The following is a 19,397-nucleotide window of genomic DNA, read 5'->3' as shown; positions in this document are numbered from 1 at the left end:
CTAGATCATATGTTTGAAAAGATCCTCATCGCCAATCGCGGAGAGATAGCCCTTCGAATTCATCGGGCCTGCCGCGAAATGGGAATCCGAACCGTCGCTGTTCATTCAGAGGCTGACGCAAACGCGATGCATGTTCGTCTTGCTGATGAAAGTGTTTGCATTGGACCGGCTAGCTCCACTTTGAGCTATCTGAACATGCCCGCAATCATCTCAGCTGCTGAAGTTACCAATGCTGATGCCATACATCCTGGCTATGGCTTTCTCTCTGAGAATGCTAAATTTGTGGATATAGTCACTGCCCACGGCATCAAGTTCATCGGTCCATCAGCTGATCACATTCGTTTGATGGGTGATAAAATAGCGGCGAAAGACACCATGAAAAAATTTGGTGTTCCTTGCGTACCTGGCTCAGACGGTGAAGTTAAATCACTAGAAGAAGCACAAAAAATTGCCGCCGAAATTGGCTATCCTGTGATTATTAAAGCCTCCGCTGGTGGCGGTGGGCGTGGCATGAAGGTTGCCGAATCTGCAGAAAAGATTTCAGAAGCCTACTCTTCTGCACGGGCTGAAAGCCAATTGGCGTTTGGTGATAATGCTGTCTACATCGAAAAATATCTCGGTACTCCGCGGCACATTGAAATCCAGATCCTTGCTGATGGTAAAGGTAATGTTGTTCATCTAGGTGAACGGGACTGTTCCTTACAACGTCGCCACCAAAAAGCGCTGGAAGAGACACCTTCCCCTGCCTTGAAGCCAGAACTTCGAGACGAAATCGGAGAAACAGTCGCAAGTGCTGTTCGTGAAATGGGATATGAAGGCGTCGGAACGATTGAATTTCTTTTCGAAAACGATCAGTTCTACTTCATTGAAATGAACACCCGTTTGCAGGTTGAGCATCCCGTTACCGAGATGGTTACAGGACTTGACCTTGTAAGGGAACAGATCAAGGTCGCTGCTGGGCACCCACTCGAGCTTAAACAAGAGGACATTACATTCAGTGGTCATTCCATTGAATGCCGGATTACGGCAGAGGATCCAAATACATTTGCAGCCTCACCTGGCCCTGTACTCGATTTTCATGCACCTGGTGGTCTAGGTGTTCGAGTTGATTCTGCGCTTTATGCGGGCTACAGCGTTCCCCCCTATTACGATAGCTTGATCGCCAAACTGATCGTTCATGCTTCCAATCGTGATGAATGCTTGCTGAGGTTAAAGCGAGCGTTGGAGGAGTTTGTTGTTGGTGGTATCAAAACGACACTGCCACTCCATCAGGCACTTATTGAAAATGAAGAGTTTAAAGCCGGTGACTATAACATTCATTGGCTTGAACAATTCATCGAAGAGAAACGCTAACCTGTTTCTCTTACGCAGGATCGGAAAATGACGGTTTTAACACCAGAAATTCTGTTGAATGCCTACACGCATGGGATATTTCCCATGGCCGAAACTCGGGACGACCCAGACATATTCTGGGTCGATCCAGAACGTCGCGGTATTTTTCCACTCGAGGATTTCCATGTTTCGCGAAGCCTCAGAAAAAAAATGCGGCAAGAGCCCTACAAAATTACAGTTGATACTTGTTTTCGGCAGATCATGAAAGAGTGCGCCGCCCCTGCCCGTGGTCGCAAAAACACTTGGATCAATCGAACCATTCTCGACCTTTACACAGAACTCCATCAACGAGGCAATGCACATTCCGTCGAAGTTTGGAAAGAAGATAAACTTGTCGGTGGATTATATGGTGTCTCATTTGCCGGAGCTTTTTGCGGCGAAAGTATGTTTTCACGAGAGGCAGACACCAGCAAAATTGCTCTGACCGCACTTGTTGCCCGGTTAAGAGCAGGCAACTTCAAGCTTTTGGATACTCAATTTTTAACAGATCATTTGGCAAGTTTAGGAGCGATCGAAATTTCGCGAGAAGAGTACCATCGCAGACTGAACGATGCGCTTAAAGTTTCAGCAAATTTTTATTCACTACCTTTAGATTGCTCTTCAGAGGCTATTTTGCAATCTATCACCCAGACATCATAAACAGGATGCTCCAGAGCATTTAAAGCTGGGCTTGAGGCCATCATCCACCCCATAAACAAGGCTTTGGGATCTTCGTCCTGTTGGAGTTCATCTATTTCTACAAAAGTATAAGTCTCAGGAGTTTCTTCTGGTGGACGCTTAAGGCATTTTTGTACCGTGATTTCCAATGTCCCGTACTTGATAGAACTTCCGACAGGTATAGTGAGATCTTGAGTTCGGGCCGTCACCTTGTCCAAGGTTCTAAGAACGGCAGCCTCGCCAACCAGATTTTCCGCAGAACTGGTCGTTGGGGAAAGGCCCAACAAGATAGCCAGGCCACTCAAAAAGACCAATTTACGCAAATCTACTGGTTGGACTAACAAGGAACTAGTCATCCCCGCTGGATGCGCTGAATATTGCCTGGCCAATAAGATCCATCAGACTAACAGCACTTTGGGTATAAGTAATCTCATCGCCATTTGCGAGGACTTCATCTGCCCCGCCAGGCTCCAGTTCAAGATAGCTACCACCTAAAAGGCTTTCAGACGAAATTTTGGCAGCGGTATCCTCAGGCAATTGAATATTGTCTGCGATGCTGATCCCGATAACTGCCTGGAATGTCTGACTATCCAGTTCTTGGCTTGTAACGGTCCCGATTTTGATGCCACTCATTCGAACATCACTACCGACCGTCAACCCATCTACCTTGTCAAAACGCGCCGTTAGATTAACGCCATTTCCTCCGCCCCCAAGATCAGCGGTTCTATAGGCAAAAATCAGGAAGATGGCTGCGAAAGCCAGAACAACAGCGCCAATGATTGTTTCAACGATATTATTTCCCAATTTTGTTCCCCTTAAAACATTATCTGCCTTGGCAATAACCTCAGAAACCGTAATCCAGTATGTCGATAACTGGATAACTTGTCAGAACTAAGTCTGACAGTTGACATTTCATTAGCCTTATTCAGGCTTCCAGGCTTCGTAGTCAGTAGTGCTTTTCTGACGTTCACCTGAAACAACAACCGACCCACCTGGGTGATAGGCCATATTCGTTCCAGACAAGTTTGGCAAATGCTCTTCTTCCCATGTGTTGCGTTCAAAAGATTGCTGATCGGGCAGCAGGTCCGTGGTGTAATGCAACCAAATATGCCAAGCGGCTGGAACTTTTGAGGCTTCTGGACGACCTTTATAAATCACCCAACGACGTTCCCGACCAAAGGGCCCTGTCGGGTTCCCTTTTTCTTTATAATACTTATTGCCAAATTGATCTTCACCAACCAGATCACCTTTCCACCAGGTGAACAGACGAGTTCCAACTGTTGCCATCACTTTCACTTTCGTCAGAAATCATTGAAGTTTTGCTGGAATATGGCACTAGAGACCGGATCAGTCCAGAGCTTCTTTAGAAGATTTGCGCAAAATTACCCAATTCTGTGCTCATTTTACGCTGATAATCTATTCAGTACTTTAGCAGTTTGATTCTGCCAAATGGGGCTGTCTTCCACAGGAAAACGAGTGGCATTTTTACACGATTACAAAAAATCAAAAATTTGGAATTACGTCATGGTTAATTGCTATAGTCACAAAACCGCAATAATCCACGACATATAGGACACAGCGGAACAAAATCACACAAAATGTAGTTATACTAGCTATTGACTTCCGAAGTCTGGCTATGCACGATCCTTGTGTCTTAGAGGCAAGGTCGTACTACATATGGTATTGGGAGCGCCTGGTTTCAAGGGAGTTTTTCCAGGTAAAATGCGACTTTCCCTCGATAAATTTGGGGATTTTTTGGTAATCAAGGACCGTTACAAATGCGTATTTCTCGGCGTTACACTGATGAAGGCTCTTCACCTTACGCAAAGATCAATTTCCGAAAGGCGACCAGTGAAATCCGAAATCCGGATGGATCAGTTGTCTTTAAATTGGATGACATTGATGTGCCTGCTGATTGGTCACAGGTAGCTTGCGATATCATTGCCCAGAAATACTTCCGTAAAGCCGGTGTCCCTGCCCGCCTGAAGCCTGTGAAGGAAAAAGGTGTCCCCGACTGGCTCACCCGCCAAGTTGCCGATGAAAAAGCCCTGAAAGATATTCCGGAAGAAGAACGCTATGGCGGCGAAACTTCCGCAACTGAAGTCTTCGATCGCCTTGCTGGCACATGGACCTATTGGGGCTGGAAAGGCGGATACTTTGACCGCGAGGAAGATGCCAAAGCGTATTTCGATGAAATGCGCTATATGCTTGCGAAACAGATGAGTGCCCCAAACTCACCACAATGGTTCAACACAGGGCTCCACTGGGCTTATGGGATTGATGGTCCTGCCCAAGGTCACTCTTATGTCGACTATAAAACGGGTAAGCTAACGAAATCAAAAAGCTCTTATGAGCACCCGCAACCACACGCCTGTTTCATTCAATCTGTCGATGATGACTTGGTAAATGAAGGTGGAATCATGGATCTTTGGGTCCGTGAAGCCCGCCTCTTTAAATATGGATCCGGTACAGGTACAAATTTTTCCAACATCAGAAGTGAAGGTGAAAGCCTTTCAGGTGGCGGCAAGTCTTCCGGGCTCATGAGTTTTCTGAAAATCGGCGATCGGGCTGCTGGTGCAATTAAATCTGGCGGCACAACCCGACGGGCAGCAAAGATGGTAACCCTGGATATCGATCATCCGGATATCGAGGAATATGTAAACTGGAAAGCCGTTGAAGAACAGAAAGTTGCAGCTCTCGTTGCAGGTTCAAAGCTTTGCAGCAAACATTTGAATGAGGTTATCAAAGCCTGTAATGAACTTGAAGGCGACGAAGCCTTTAACGCTCAAGAAAACCCGGCACTTAAAAAAGCAATCATTGGCGCCCGCAAGGCAATGGTCCCTGAAAACTATATTCAACGGGTCATTCAATTCGCCAAACAGGGTTACACAGAAATTGAGTTTTCAACTTATAATACCGACTGGGATTCTGAGGCTTACCTGAGTGTTTCTGGTCAGAACTCAAATAACTCTGTTCGGGTTTCAGATGAGTTTATTCAAGCTGTTCTCGATGACGGAAACTGGGATTTGATCCGCCGAACCGACGGAAAGGTTGCAAAAACCATTAAAGCTCGGGATCTGTGGGAAATGATCGGCGAAAGCGCCTGGCAATCTGCTGATCCAGGGTTGCAGTATGATACAACAATTAATGACTGGCACACATGTCCTCAGGATGGTCGGATCAACGCATCAAACCCCTGCTCTGAGTATATGTTCCTAGATGATACTGCGTGTAACCTAGCATCCCTTAACCTGATGAACTTCCGCAAAGCCGACAAAAGCTTTGATGTAGAGGGCTTTATCCACGCATGCCGTCTTTGGACAGTCACACTTGAAATATCCGTTCTGATGGCGCAGTTCCCATCAGATGAAATCGCCGAGTTGTCATACAAGTTCCGGACTTTGGGGCTTGGATTTGCCAACATTGGTGGTTTGCTGATGGCAGAAGGACTATCCTACGATTCTGACGAAGGACGAGCCCTATGCGGTGCAATCACAGCTTTGATGACAGGAACGGCTTACGCAACCAGTGCCGAAATGGCTGCTGAACTTGGCGCCTTCCCGGGTTATCATAAAAACGCAGCAGATATGTTACGGGTTATTCGAAACCACCGGAATGCAGCTCATGGAAATGCAGATGGTTACGAAGGCTTGTCAGTCACCCCAGTTCCACTTGATCATGCAAATTGCCCGGATCAAAATCTTCTAAATGCCGCGACTGCGGCTTGGGATGAAGCCCTTAAACTTGGTGAAGCACATGGCTACCGGAATGCACAAGCCACTGTAATTGCACCAACAGGCACCATTGGTCTTGTCATGGATTGCGACACCACAGGTATTGAGCCTGACTTTGCGACCGTTAAATTTAAGAAGCTCGCAGGTGGGGGTTACTTCAAGATTATTAACCGCACAATTCCTGAAGCATTACAAAAGCTTGGGTATAATCGTTCAGAAATTAATCAAATCATTTCTTATGCGGTTGGACATGGGACTTTGGCAGACGCGCCGGGCGTTAATCACGACACCTTGCGGGCCAAAGGGTTTGACGACGAAGCCATTGAGAAGATCGAACAGGGTCTCGAAGCTAGCTTCGATATCAAGTTTGTCTTCAATAAGTTTACGCTCGGTGAAGGCTTCTGCACCAATATTCTGGGCTTGGATGCTGCCAGCCTGAATGATTACAACTTTGACCTTTTGGCTGCCATCGGCTTCACCAAAGGAGAAATCGAAGCTGCAAACAACTATTGCTGCGGAACCATGACCCTTGAAGGGGCACCGCACTTGAAGGAAGAGCATCTCTCTGTCTTCGATTGCGCTAACCCTTGTGGCCGGATTGGAAAACGCTTCCTCTCTGTTGATAGCCATATCAAGATGATGGCTGCATCTCAGCCATTTATCTCTGGTGCTATCTCCAAAACCATCAACATGGCGAATGCCAGCACTGTGGAAGATTGCAAAGAAGCATATCTTCTCTCTTGGAAACTAGGCCTGAAAGCCAACGCGCTTTACCGCGACGGCTCCAAACTCAGCCAGCCGCTTTCTGCCATTGCTCTTGATGAAGAAGATGAAATGGAAATGGAGGCCGTTATTCAGGAGGCTCCAGCTGTAGCCAGCACGGTTGTTGCTGAACGAATTGTGGAACGTGTTGCCGGTGGTCGCAAGAAACTGCCAACACGTCGCAAAGGTTATACGCAAAAAGCCGTTGTTGGTGGCCATAAAGTTTATCTACGAACCGGTGAATATGACGACGGCTCTCTCGGTGAAGTCTTCGTAGACATGCACAAAGAGGGCGCCGCTTTTAGAAGCTTGATGAACAACTTCGCTATCGCAATTTCCATCGGACTTCAATATGGGGTCCCACTGGAAGAATTCGTCGAAGCCTATACCTTTACGCGTTTTGAACCTTCAGGGATCGTGGAAGGTAATGATGCGATCAAGATGTCCACATCCATTCTGGATTACCTGTTCCGTGAGCTTGCTATCTCTTACCTTGGCCGCAATGACCTCGCCCATGTGTCTGGTGATGATCTGCGGATTGATGCCATTGGCGGCGGTGAGGAACAGGCGGAAATCTCTGAGGATGAACCTGTAGAACAGACAAACCAGTTGGGTAACGTCATCAATCTTGCCTCCACTGGCTATGTTCGCTCTCAAAATTTTGAAGTTTTGCAAGGTGGGCTTTCCCAAGTTGCCATGGCCTCCGCTGCGTCTGCACAGGCAAGTGCATCTGGCTCAGGCACTGTAGAGGCCGCAGTCATGAGTACGCCAGCAGGCACAGTCGCTGCAGCTTCAGTCAGCGGCAATGGCGGCGGAAGAGCGGATAAAGTCATGGAAGCCCGTATGAAGGGCTACGAAGGCGATAATTGTTCTGAGTGTGGGAACTTCACTCTGGTGCGCAACGGTACCTGCATGAAATGTGACACATGTGGTTCAACAAGCGGCTGCTCCTAAACGAGTAGCTGGTTGAAACGGGTTGAGTAGCGTCTTAGTGGTAATTGTAAACCCCTCGGTAGCGTACTCAGTCAATACACCTGTTAGTCCAGTAAGAGTAAGCGTATCACTTATCCCCGGGACGTCATTTTATATGAGGCCCCGGGGAATTTTAATTCCACAGCAGTAATACTGGCATCATCCTGCCAAGTCCTACGCTCCACCACAAACAGGGCATCGCCAACTTCTATCTCCAGCAATTTCGCAGTTTCCTCATCTGCTAAGGCTGCAGAAAATGTATGCTCAGCATTGGAAAATGGTTCTTTTCGGATAAGCCACTCATTCGGGCTAATCGCTTCAAAAGTTTGATCTCTGGCCGCTGGCACTTTTTCAAGATTTATCCAGCGATTTTCATATTGATAGGGCCGCCCATCCGCAAGGTGTAGACAGCGGACATGTAACACAGGTGCATTTTCCGACACGCCAAGAAGTCGCCTAACCTTATCTGTCGCTTGAATTTCGGTCTTATCAAGTAGGACAAACTGGTATTTTGCCCCTTTGGCTTCTATTTCCTCGCGGACGATCGGAATTTGAAGACGGGCGTCCCGAACAGTTTTTTCACTGACCCGGGTTCCTGATTTACGCCGGCGTTCCACAAATCCAGTTTCCGCTAATTCCCGTAAAGCCCGGTTTACAGTAACCCTCGAACAACCATAGGATTCGGCGAGTTTCTCTTCCCCAGGGATTGTGTCACCTGGAGACCAAAGCCCAGTTTTTATCTTTTCGAGGATATCTGCCTTGATATCCTGAAATGAGGATTTTGTCTTTTTCCGCACTGAAACTTGTCCAACTCTATTTTGAAATATACTTAATCCCTAAAGGGAGACGGTCTGCACACCCAGATAATATAAACAAGTTTTTCCCTAGCACATTTTTTATTTGACCTATTATGTACATACATAATATCAATATGTATATAAAAATAACCTAAGGGGTTTCCGTGGTTTCCAGAATCTATACAAACGCTACTGTTGCGACACTGTCCGATAAGCTTTCAAAGCCTTATGGCCTGCTTGAGCAGTCTGCGGTCGTTGTCATCCAGGATCGGATAGACTGGGTTGGAAAGAGCAAAAACCTTCCGCAGACTTACCAGAATTTTCCTCGGGAAGATTTAGGCGGCAAATTGATTACTCCTGCCCTCATAGATTGCCACACTCATCTTGTTTACGGAGGCAGTCGCGCTAAGGAATTTGAAATGCGCCTTGAAGGCGCCAGTTACGAGGAAATAGCCAAAGCTGGCGGCGGTATTCTTTCCACAGTAACAGCTACGCGAAATACTTCTGAAGAGGAACTGATCAATTCTGCCCTTCCTCGCCTAGATGCACTACTAGCGGAAGGAGTTTGTGTCGTTGAGATTAAGTCTGGATACGGCCTAAGCATCGAAGATGAGCTCAAAATGCTCAGGGCTGCTCGCAAATTAGAAACCTTGCGGGATGTAAAAATTAAAACGACTTACCTTGCTGCTCATGCAATTCCACCTGAATATAAAAAGAATAGCGACAGCTATATAGATGAAGTCGTTCTGCCCGGTCTCACTCAGGCTGCAGAAGAAGGTCTGGTTGACGCGGTTGACGCCTTCTGCGAAGGCATCGCCTTTTCCCCCGATCAAGTCGACAAAGTCTTTCAAAGAGCGACTGCATTGGGAATTCCTGTAAAGCTTCATGCAGAGCAATTATCCAACCTGAAAGGAACGGAGCTAGCGGCTCGATACCAAGCCCTATCTGCTGACCATCTCGAATATCTGGATTTGGATGGCGTGAAAGCGATGAAAGAAGCCGGAACAGTTGCCGTTCTCCTGCCGGGTGCATTTTACACGTTGAGGGAAACTAAACTTCCACCGATTGAAGACTTACGATCCGAAGGGGTTCCTATTGCACTGGCAACGGATTGCAATCCTGGTTCTTCACCAATTATGTCATTGCTCCTTATCATGAATATGGCTTGCACCCTATTCAGATTAACACCAGAAGAAGCCTTAAACGGAGTCACTAAAAATGCAGCTAAGGCTTTAGGTCTCGGCCATGAAAAAGGAACCATAGAAGCGGGCAAAGATGCGAATTTCCTGATCTGGGATATCACCCATCCTGCTGAACTTGCCTATCAAGCTGGTTTCAACCCATTGTTCAAAGTCGTTCGCGGAGAGTTTGAATGACCATAACCCTTGTGCCTGGTGAAATTAAACTCACCGATCTTTTACATATATATGAGTCAACTGGGCCCATTCAGCTTGATCCGCGAGTTATTCCTGCTATTAAGCATTCAGCTTCGTTGATTGAGGCAGCGGCAAATGGTGACGACGCCATTTATGGGGTAAATACAGGTTTTGGGAAACTTGCGAGCATAAAAATCCCGCCCAAGGACACCGAAACACTCCAGCGAAACCTAATCCTGTCCCATTGCTGTGGTGTTGGGGAACCTGTTGACGCTCCAACAGTCCGTCTCATCCTTGCTCTCAAATTAATGTCCCTCGGCAGAGGAGCCTCTGGCGTACGCATGGAAGTGGTTCGTCAAATTGAAGCTTTACTTGAGAAAGAGATTATTCCAGTCATACCGGCTCAAGGCTCTGTAGGGGCTTCCGGTGATCTAGCCCCCCTCGCCCATATGGCCGCAGTCCTAATTGGAGAGGGTGAAGCTTTTTATGAAGGAGAGCGATTAGCTGGAAAAGCAGCACTCGAGAAAGCAGGAGTGGAACCGATATGCCTGTCCGCTAAGGAAGGACTTGCGCTTATCAATGGTACTCAAACCTCTACTGCTTTTGCCCTTATTGGCCTTTTTAAAGCCTGGAATGCGGCCCAGTCGGCACTTATCACAGGTGCCTTATCTACGGATGCGGCAATGGGGTCATCCGCCCCTTTCAGAGCAGAAATTCATGAGCTTCGCGGTCATAAAGGTCAAATAGATGCGGGTTTAACTCTTCGAAAATTGATGAGCGGCTCTGAAATTCGGGAAACCCATCGGGAAGGTGATACGCGAGTCCAAGACCCCTATTGTATCCGCTGCCAACCCCAGGTGATGGGAGCTGCAATGGATCTCTTACGGCAGGCGGGTAAAACCCTAGAAACAGAAGCAAATGCCGTAACGGATAATCCCCTAGTGTTATCCGACGGATCGATCGTATCCGGTGGTAATTTTCACGCAGAGCCGGTCGCTTTCGCCGCCGATCAAATTGCAATCGCTATTTCTGAAATTGGGGCAATTGCCCAACGCCGGATCGCTCTCCTAGTAGATCCGGCTCTGAGCTTTGGCTTGCCGGCATTTTTGTCACCGGAACCAGGGTTGAATTCAGGCTTGATGATTGCAGAAGTAACCTCAGCCGCACTCATGTCCGAAAATAAACAGCTCTGCCACCCGGCATCTATCGATTCAACCCCAACTTCTGCCAATCAGGAAGATCATGTTTCCATGGCCTGCCATGGCGCGCGGCGCTTACTGAAAATGAATTCAAACCTTGAATATATATTGGGTGTTGAAGCCCTGACCGCCACCCAAGGTATTGAATTTCGCGCTCCGCTGAAGACAAGTGAAAAGCTTGCAAAAGCCATTTCAAAAACCCGATCCCAGATTAATGCGGTGAAGGAAGACCGGTATATGGCGCCCGATCTGGAAAAGGCTGCCACCTTGATATCTAACGGCGTTCTTATTGAAGCCGTTGAATTTGAAAATTTACCCCAACTAGCAGACTGAAATATGCCAGCGAACTGGAGATACAAATGAATAGCCCACGTCATAACATTCGCGAAATTCGCGCCCCTCGAGGAACTGAACTGAACGCCAAATCTTGGCTGACAGAAGCACCACTTCGGATGATGATGAATAATCTGGATCCAGATGTCGCCGAGAACCCAAATGAATTGGTGGTTTATGGTGGCATTGGACGAGCAGCCCGGACTTGGCGTGACTTTGACATCATCACAGAAACACTCAAATCGCTGGAAAAAGATGAAACCATGCTGGTTCAATCTGGTAAGGCCGTCGGTGTCTTTAAAACCCACGAAGACGCTCCTCGAGTGTTGATTGCTAACTCAAATCTGGTTCCCAACTGGGCCACCTGGGACCACTTCAACAAACTCGATAAAGCGGGATTGATGATGTATGGCCAAATGACGGCTGGCTCATGGATCTACATCGGCAGTCAAGGCATTGTTCAAGGCACATATGAAACCTTTGTCGAAGCAGGTCGGCAGCATTTTGACGGCGACATGACCGGTAAATGGATCCTGACAGGTGGTCTTGGGGGTATGGGCGGCGCTCAGCCTTTGGCAGCAGTCATGGCAGGTGCTTGCTGCCTTGCCGTGGAATGCAATGAAGAGAAAATCGATTTTCGCTTACGAACCAGATACGTAGATGAGAAAACTGATAATCTGGATGAAGCTTTGGCCCTGATCGATAAATGGACAAAAGCAGGCGAAGCCAAATCAGTCGGACTTCTTGGAAATGCTGCGGATATTTTCCCGGAACTTGTCAAACGAGGTATCAAGCCAGATCTGGTTACCGATCAGACCTCGGCTCATGACCCAATTCACGGATACCTTCCCCAAGGCTGGACTATGGCTGAGTGGCTTGAAGCTCAGCAAACTGATCCAAAGAAAGTGGAAAAAGCGGCTCGTGCATCCATGAAAACGCAAGTTGAAGCAATGGTTGCCTTTTCTGAAATGGGTATTCCCACCGTTGATTACGGTAACAATATCCGCCAGATGGCTTTCGAAGAAGGCCTGGAAAATGCCTTTAGCTTCCCTGGGTTTGTTCCGGCCTACATTCGCCCCCTATTCTGTCAGGGTATTGGACCGTTCCGATGGGCAGCGCTATCTGGTGATCCAGAAGATATCCGCAAAACTGACGCTAAAGTGAAAGAGCTGATCCCGGACAATCCACATTTGCACAACTGGCTGGATATGGCGGCTGAACGGATCGAATTCCAAGGCCTGCCTGCCCGGATTTGTTGGGTCGGTCTTGGAGATCGTCATCGCCTGGGATTAGCGTTCAATGAGATGGTCAAGAACGGTGAGCTTAAAGCACCAGTTGTTATTGGCCGAGATCATTTGGACTCAGGATCTGTTGCATCGCCAAACCGCGAGACAGAAGCCATGAAAGACGGATCTGACGCAGTATCTGATTGGCCCCTCCTCAACGCACTTCTGAACACGGCTTCTGGCGCAACCTGGGTCAGTTTACATCACGGTGGTGGTGTTGGCATGGGTTTCAGTCAACATTCAGGCGTTGTTATTTGCTGTGACGGAACTGACGAAGCTTCAAAACGGATTGAGAGAGTTCTTTGGAATGATCCGGCAACTGGCGTTATGCGTCACGCAGATGCAGGCTACGACATTGCAAAAGAATGTGCAAAAGAGCACGAGCTCAACCTTCCGGCCATTCTGGATTGAAAATAAAGATATCTGGCAGCGATCTTCCGGTCGCTGCCGTTTTTTTGATTAGCCCCAACCTGCTTTGAAGCCTTGCCGCTTCATATTTATAGACATTGTATTGCGAGCTTTCGGCACAACAATTTCATCTACAGGCTTACTGAAAAGCCAACCTTGGGCGTAGCCAATGCCGATGTTTTTGAGAAGAGCTGCTTGCTCCTTGGTCTCCACCATTTCGGCAATTGTTCCAATCTTAAGATCAATACAAAGCCTTGCCATACTTTTTAGGATCGCTTTGTCTCGCTCATTATTCAGAACATCACGAACATAAGCGCCATCAATTTTGACAAAATCTGTGTTGAGGGCCCTGATATATTGGAATGAAGCTGAACCCGATCCCAAATCATCAAGACTTACATGTATGCCTTTGCGCCGGAAATTCTGAATAATCCGGTCTGCGCGAATGAGATCACCCACTTCACTGGTTTCTGTAATTTCCAGACCAATAAAATTACTGACATCTTTATTCAGTTCGATCAACTGCATTAGGCTATCAACAAATGCATCCGACTCCAGTGAGTGACCTGAAATATTAATCGCCAAATTTGGCGGTTTGGTGCCAGTTTTCAAAAATGATTTCAGATATTCCAGCGATTTCTTAACCACAGCAAGGTCAAGATCAATAATAATTCCAACTTCTTCTGCAAATGTCACCGTCTCAAAGGGAGACTCGCCGTTTTTAAATCGGCAAAGAACCTCATAATGGTGAGTGCTTTCATCAAGCAAGCTGACAATCGGTTGATACACCAGATTAAATTGATTCTTTAAGAATACTGTTTTTAATGAAGAAATTCGGTTCATGGTCGTTTCCATTCGACCTTGAAGTCCATCAGCCAGATTTTCAATCTTGAACTCGGACCCTTCATTATTGATGTAACTGTTCACAACAAACATCAATGCCTGACTGGCATGCTCTGCACTTAAATGACCTTTATCTAGGTTAACATTGCTGGCCTTAACGGCAAGCCCATGCCCCGGCGCGACTTCATCAGACAGTGTTTCCACTTTGCTGCGCAATAGCTCGCTATCCATCGATTTACTATGCAGAACGCCGTACTTGTCACCATCAATACGACCCGCTGAATCACCGCCATAAGAATAGCCGCGTAAGACAGCACCCATTTTATCCAAAAACTCAGTCATACCATCTTCTGTGGTATGGGATGCCATGTCCCGGATATTTTCAAGATGCAACAAAGTCAGCTCAAGATCTTGGCCTGTATCGGCGGCAAGAGCCAGTTGTTCTTTTGCCAGCATGACAAAGTCATTTTTGTCCAAAAGACCTGTTTCTGTATCTCGATTTACGGCTAAGGATTGTGCCGCGGGCAATGCAGACACGTTAATGGCTAGATAAATATGGCCATGGGTTCTTGGAAGACTACATGCACCGACAATTGCCGAAACATTGGTGTTTTTCATACGGGCACCAACCGGATTAATTCGTTCACCTTCTTTCATGTTCTTGAGAAGGTAACAAACCATTCGTTGGTCTAAAGGATCCAGCAGATCACCAAAATCCATAGAAATCAGTTTGGAGGAGTCAACTCCGGTAATCCCCTTGGCAGCGCCGGAGACAAAACAAATCTTACCCTTCGCATCCAACTCCACGAGGAGATCTGCTGCGGCAAAAGAAAAAGCGACAAAGCGTTCTTTATCACCCTTGAGTTCATTGAGTTTAGCGTCTGTCACTATTGAGCCCTCTCACATCTGAGAACACAATAGCCGTTCATTCCTTAAGAAAAGGCAAATAAAAGCCCGGCCGAAGCCGGGCAATATGAATTTTTATGAGTTTTTCCAGACTTATTCTGAAACTTTAGGATCAGGAAGAACCGTCCGAATATGCAGCTCTCGCAGATTCTTAGGTGGAACTGGCGCCGGAGCCTGCATCATCAGATCCTGCGCCTGCTGATTCATTGGGAACAGGATGACTTCACGAATATTAGGCTCATCAGCCAACAGCATGACAATCCGGTCCACACCAGGAGCAATACCACCATGCGGAGGAGCGCCATAACGGAAAGCATTTAGCATTCCACCAAATCGATCTTCAACGACTTGCGCATCATAACCAGCGATTTCAAAAGCCTTGACCATAATGTCTGGGCGGTGGTTACGGATTGCACCGGAAGACAGCTCAATACCGTTACAAACGATATCATACTGATAGCCTTTAATGTCCAGAGGATCCATGTTTTCCAAGGCGTCCAAACCACCTTGTGGCATAGAGAACGGGTTATGGCTGAAATCGAGTTTTTTCTCTGTCTCGTCATATTCAAACATTGGGAAATCGATTACCCAACAGAATTTGAAGACATTCTTTTCACAAATGTCGAGATCAGCACCGATGATGTTACGGGCCTTGCCAGCAAGCTCTGCTGCTTTCAACTCTTTGTCGCAAGCAAAGAAAACACCATCGCCATCTTTCAGGCCGGCAGTTTCCATAATTTTTGCGATCCGCTCTTCATCCAGGTTTTTGGCAATCGGTCCTTTTGCTTCTCCATCCTTGAAAATGATGTAGCCAAGACCACCAGCCCCCTCTTTACGGGCCCAATCATTCATCTTGTCGAAGAAGCTCCGCGCACGGTCACCCGCACCAGGCGCAGGAATTGCCCGAACGACAGAACCGTTTTCAACCGCTTTGGCAAACAAGCCAAAGCCTGAACCGCGGAATTCTTCTGTTACATCAGACAGAATAATCGGGTTTCTCAAATCTGGTTTGTCTGAGCCATATTTCAGCATGGCTTCATCAAATGGAATTCGCACAAATGGCGTAACAACTTCACGGTCGCCCGCAAATTTCTGGAACACTTTTGTCAATACAGGTTCTACGGCGTTAAAAACATCGTCCTGAGTGACATAGGCCATTTCGATATCCAGCTGATAAAATTCACCTGGAGAACGATCAGCGCGCGCATCTTCATCGCGGAAGCAAGGAGCAATCTGGAAATAACGATCAAACCCTGACATCATTACCAACTGTTTGAATTGCTGCGGGGCTTGTGGCAACGCATAAAACTGGCCAGGATGCATCCGGCTCGGAACCAAGAAGTCACGGGCACCTTCCGGAGACGACGCTGTCAGAATGGGTGTCTGGAATTCCATAAAACCCTGATCCTGCATGTTCTTACGAAGCTCAGCAATCACTTGAGAGCGTAACACGATGTTATTGTGAAGCCGCTCCCGACGAAGATCCAAATACCGGTGGCGCAAGCGAATATCTTCTGGATACTCCTGCTCGCCAAAAACTGGCATTGGCAGCTCATCAGCAGCAGATTGCAGAGTAAATTCTTTAATATCCAGCTCCACCTTACCTGTCGGCAAATTTGGATTGATAGTTTCTTCGCTTCTGGCGACGACCGTTCCTGTTACGGTGATAACGCTCTCAGCGCGAACCGCCTCGACTTCAGGGAAAATAGGAACATCGTTCTCGATTACACATTGAGTGATGCCATAGTGATCCCGAAGGTCGATGAACAAGAGATTGCCATGGTCCCTTTTACGATGGACCCAGCCGGACAGGCGAACGGTTTCACCAACATTGCTTTCGCGAAGTTCAGCACATGTGTGCGTACGATAACTATGCATCAGAGCTCTCTTATTGCTTTATCTCGGGACAATAGTCCCACTCAGGGATTCAAAGGGCCTGTATTACATACTTTTTTCCAAGACGCCAACCTTCCTTTGTGTAATAAAAGGGTCTAACGTCGTTTTTGCGTCGAAAAGAAGCAAAATTCAGTTTTTGGTAGAGTGTCAGACCGATAAATTCGAAAAATCATGCAAATTATTACAACAACAGAAAAACTGGACGAGCTCTGTAATCGCCTGTCCGAACATCCATTTGTCACGATCGATACAGAATTTCTCCGGGAAAGCACTTTTTGGCCAAAACTTTGTCTCGTTCAAATTGCTAGCACAGATGAAGCAGCCATCATAGATCCTCTTGTCGATGGCATTGATCTAGCGCCTCTTTATAAGCTGCTTTCTAATCCCGATGTCCTCAAAGTTTTCCATGCAGGTCGTCAGGATCTCGAGATCTTTCACCATCAGACAGGTGTGGTCCCTGCCCCAATTTTTGACACCCAGGTTGCCGCAATGGTCTGCGGTTTTGGAGAGTCAGTCGGTTATGACACGTTGGTTGGGAGCCTTACAGGTCAACGGATTGATAAATCCTCCCGATTTACGGATTGGTCCCGCCGCCCGCTGACAGAACGGCAGCTGGAATACGCCCTTGCCGATGTTACGCATCTTCGGGTTATCTACGATAAGCTACTGCAAAAGTTAGAGAAATCCGGTCGAACACATTGGCTGGACAACGAAATGAAAATTCTGGAAAGTCCAGATACGTATTTTATTCACCCTGAAAATGCCTGGAAACGGATTAAAACTCGCAATAACAAGCCGCGTTTTCTTGCCATTTTGAAATCCATCGCGACCTGGCGCGAAGAAGGGGCACATCGTCAGGATATCCCCCGCAATCGAATTCTTCGGGATGAAGCACTGATTGAAATTGCATCCAACCCACCTAAAAATGCTGAAAAACTAACCCATGTTCGAGGTATCAGCAAAAAATTCGCTGAGGGGAAAAGCGGTCAAAGCTTGCTGAAAGCCATTCAGGCTGGCGTGGAATTGCCGGATGAAGAATGTCCTGTTGTCAAACAAAGGGCTGCTCCGCCTAAAGGCCTTGGCCCCCAGATGGAATTGATGAAAGTTCTTTTGAAACTTCGCTGCGAAGAGAATGAAGTTGCCCAAAAATTAGTGTGCAACACTTCCGAGCTTGAGCAAATTGCAGCCAATGATGATGCGGATGTCCCCGCACTTAAAGGCTGGCGTTATGAAGTTTTTGGAAAAGACGCGCTCGCCCTCAAAAAAGGGAAAATTGCTTTCACCATTGATGGTAAAAAAATAAAGATTATTGATCTTCAATAATCCGAATAGAATAAGTTTTCCCAAGACAGCTTGCAAGTGCGGCCAAGCGAGAATGAACACTTGTTCCCAGAAGGATAGAGAGCTCTTCTGGCACCTCCAGGATTATTTCATTCTTGTCCGCGATCAGGTTCGTTTTTGGCAGGATGCCTTGTGTACCCCCGCTCAAGGAATGAGATAGCCGTAGTGCAAGGCCTAAGCTCAATGAATGCTGTCTTTCCTCGCTATCAACTAAAGCTAATGCGTCTTCCGGAGCATTGCCCACAAAGCCGCCTCGATAGCGAGCATAAACGGCCAGAGCAACGATCGCACGCCCTTTGTGGCCAATACCACTGAAGGGTGCTCTGAAAATTCTGCGAAAAGCTTGTGGAGCGCGATAGTCCGGGCTCATGGTCCAGGCAATATCAGAAAGTGTCGCGGCCGCTAAAGCCAACCGCTTTCCTTTTGAACCTAACTCATCAAAGGCAGGCATCAACCATTGATAAATTTCTTCTCCATGCTCCGCAAAACGACCCTCTTTAGCGGCCATATTGCGACAGGATTCCAAAAGCGGATCTATTTTCCGAACCGGTTTCTTCAACTCAGAAAACAAAAGACCTTCCCTCAAACCATTGGCAGAGAAAATCACATTCTTTGGCTTAACCACACTAAATAGCTGGTCCATGATAACAGCAGCCGTTTTCAAGGTCTCAGCCCTTGATTTTTGAATAAACGGGTTCCGCATCAGATCATCATCCGAGAACGACATGATCTCGCGGATCAACAGTTTCATTTCTGAAAAATGCAACTTGTAATTATGAACGATATTCAGAGGATGTAAGTTCTTCTGAATATGATATTTGGCAAGAGCGCGCCAAGCACCACCAACAACGTAGAAATTTTTACCTCGAACTTCATCAAGCCAGTCGACACTCTCAAATTGGGCATGGAGGTAATTGACTAGATCCTCGCGGGAAAAACCCATCCGTGAAAGCCGCAAGGCACCCAATGGCAATGTGGCTGTATTTCCAATTCGGTGATCACCAACATTGACGAGCTCCAAACTACCGCCGCCCAAGTCTCCGACAAGCCCATTGGCGAATGGCATCCCTGAAAGAACACCAAGACCCGCATAGCGAGCTTCTTGCTTACCACTCAAGACCTGAACATTCAGATCACATTCTTGCTCAATTTCTGCAACAAATTCAGAACCGTTTTCAGCTTCACGAACGGCGGCGGTTGCCGCTACAATAATCCGATCAATTCCCATGTGATGTACCAGGTAGGTATATCGACGAATGGCCCGCATGGCCTCGTCCATTGCTTCTTGGTTCAGAAGGTTGGAATGCCCCAAGTCCCGCCCCAGTCCACACAGAACTTTTTCGTTAAATTTGGGAAGAGGTACACGCGATGGCCCGTCAAAAACCACCAGTCGGACCGAGTTTGAACCGATATCAATGACAGCGGTAAGGTTCTGAGTTGTCGTGACCAGAGTTTCCTGGCCATTCTCCCGGGACTCTAAAATATCCTGCACTGA

14 protein-coding genes are annotated in these 19,397 nt (G+C 47.2%); 7 read left to right on the top strand and 7 right to left on the bottom strand.

Annotated features, from left to right (window positions below):
• The first annotated feature begins 9 nt into the window (after positions 1–9).
• Both accC and aat read left to right on the top strand, forming a co-directional pair.
• A complete protein-coding gene (gene accC / locus HH301_RS11695) occupies positions 10–1,353 on the top strand; it encodes an acetyl-CoA carboxylase biotin carboxylase subunit (protein WP_169569084.1) in 1,344 nt (447 codons plus the stop codon).
• 27 nt (positions 1,354–1,380) lie between these two features.
• Complete coding sequence (gene aat, locus HH301_RS11690) at positions 1,381–2,031, top strand: leucyl/phenylalanyl-tRNA--protein transferase (protein ID WP_169569083.1); 651 nt, start codon at positions 1,381–1,383, stop codon at positions 2,029–2,031.
• Here aat and HH301_RS11685 read toward each other — a convergent pair.
• The 3 genes from HH301_RS11685 to HH301_RS11675 all read right to left on the bottom strand — a co-directional run bounded on the left by HH301_RS11685 (position 1,968) and on the right by HH301_RS11675 (position 3,336).
• Entirely contained in the window at positions 1,968–2,393 is a 426-nt protein-coding gene (locus tag HH301_RS11685) for a DUF2155 domain-containing protein (RefSeq protein ID WP_206378277.1), read from the bottom strand. The two genes, aat and HH301_RS11685, sit on opposite strands and share 64 nt — an antisense overlap.
• A 4-nt stretch (positions 2,394–2,397) precedes the next feature.
• Complete coding sequence (gene mlaD / locus HH301_RS11680; RefSeq protein ID WP_169569081.1) at positions 2,398–2,853, bottom strand: outer membrane lipid asymmetry maintenance protein MlaD; 456 nt, start codon at positions 2,851–2,853, stop codon at positions 2,398–2,400.
• 117 nt (positions 2,854–2,970) lie between these two features.
• Positions 2,971–3,336 (bottom strand): NADH:ubiquinone oxidoreductase subunit NDUFA12, encoded by a 366-nt coding sequence (locus HH301_RS11675; protein WP_169569080.1) that lies wholly within the window; start codon positions 3,334–3,336, stop codon positions 2,971–2,973.
• A 491-nt stretch (positions 3,337–3,827) separates the two neighbouring features.
• Here HH301_RS11675 and HH301_RS11670 point away from each other — a divergent pair, with 491 nt between their 5' ends.
• Positions 3,828–7,499, top strand: coding sequence for a vitamin B12-dependent ribonucleotide reductase (locus tag HH301_RS11670; RefSeq protein WP_169569079.1), 3,672 nt, complete (start codon positions 3,828–3,830; stop codon positions 7,497–7,499).
• 110 nt (positions 7,500–7,609) lie between these two features.
• Here the strand turns inward: HH301_RS11670 and HH301_RS11665 are convergent, their stop codons facing one another.
• Positions 7,610–8,314 (bottom strand): UTRA domain-containing protein, encoded by a 705-nt coding sequence (locus tag HH301_RS11665; protein WP_169569078.1) that lies wholly within the window; start codon positions 8,312–8,314, stop codon positions 7,610–7,612.
• 164 nt (positions 8,315–8,478) lie between these two features.
• Here HH301_RS11665 and hutI point away from each other — a divergent pair, with 164 nt between their 5' ends.
• From hutI to hutU, 3 genes are read left to right on the top strand one after another with little or no spacing between them, the layout of a single operon-like run.
• Positions 8,479–9,690: an imidazolonepropionase gene (gene hutI, locus HH301_RS11660; RefSeq protein WP_169569077.1), complete on the top strand. Its 1,212-nt coding sequence runs from the start codon at positions 8,479–8,481 to the stop codon at positions 9,688–9,690.
• Positions 9,687–11,222 carry a histidine ammonia-lyase gene (gene hutH, locus HH301_RS11655; protein WP_169569076.1) on the top strand — a complete coding sequence of 512 codons (1,536 nt, stop codon included), beginning with the start codon at positions 9,687–9,689 and terminating at the stop codon, positions 11,220–11,222. The genes hutI and hutH overlap by 4 nt, the downstream gene beginning before the upstream one ends.
• 26 nt (positions 11,223–11,248) lie before the next feature.
• Positions 11,249–12,919, top strand: a complete 1,671-nt coding sequence (gene hutU, locus HH301_RS11650) for a urocanate hydratase (RefSeq protein ID WP_169569075.1) — start codon at positions 11,249–11,251, stop codon at positions 12,917–12,919.
• A 48-nt stretch (positions 12,920–12,967) separates the two neighbouring features.
• On the opposite strand, the gene HH301_RS17895 is transcribed toward hutU, so the two are convergent.
• Together HH301_RS17895 and aspS are read right to left on the bottom strand one after the other, a co-directional pair.
• The gene (locus tag HH301_RS17895) at positions 12,968–14,647 is read right to left on the bottom strand and encodes an EAL domain-containing protein (protein WP_169569074.1); all 1,680 of its coding nucleotides are present in this window, start codon (positions 14,645–14,647) and stop codon (positions 12,968–12,970) included.
• Positions 14,648–14,758: 111 nt separating this feature from the next.
• Positions 14,759–16,543 carry an aspartate--tRNA ligase gene (gene aspS / locus HH301_RS11640; protein ID WP_169569073.1) on the bottom strand — a complete coding sequence of 595 codons (1,785 nt, stop codon included), beginning with the start codon at positions 16,541–16,543 and terminating at the stop codon, positions 14,759–14,761.
• Between the two features lie 189 nt (positions 16,544–16,732).
• Here aspS and rnd point away from each other — a divergent pair, with 189 nt between their 5' ends.
• Entirely contained in the window at positions 16,733–17,884 is a 1,152-nt protein-coding gene (gene rnd, locus HH301_RS11635) for a ribonuclease D (RefSeq protein ID WP_169569072.1), read from the top strand.
• On the opposite strand, the gene HH301_RS11630 is transcribed toward rnd, so the two are convergent.
• Positions 17,868–19,394 carry a Ppx/GppA phosphatase family protein gene (locus HH301_RS11630; RefSeq protein WP_169569071.1) on the bottom strand — a complete coding sequence of 509 codons (1,527 nt, stop codon included), beginning with the start codon at positions 19,392–19,394 and terminating at the stop codon, positions 17,868–17,870. The genes rnd and HH301_RS11630 overlap by 17 nt on opposite strands.
• Positions 19,395–19,397 lie beyond the last annotated feature (3 nt).

This window comes from Sneathiella limimaris (assembly GCF_012932565.1).
In the GTDB taxonomy this organism is placed as follows: Bacteria; Pseudomonadota; Alphaproteobacteria; order Sneathiellales; family Sneathiellaceae; genus Sneathiella; species Sneathiella limimaris.
Note: the sequence above shows the minus strand (reverse complement) of the source record. Positions and strands in the feature narration are given on the sequence as shown.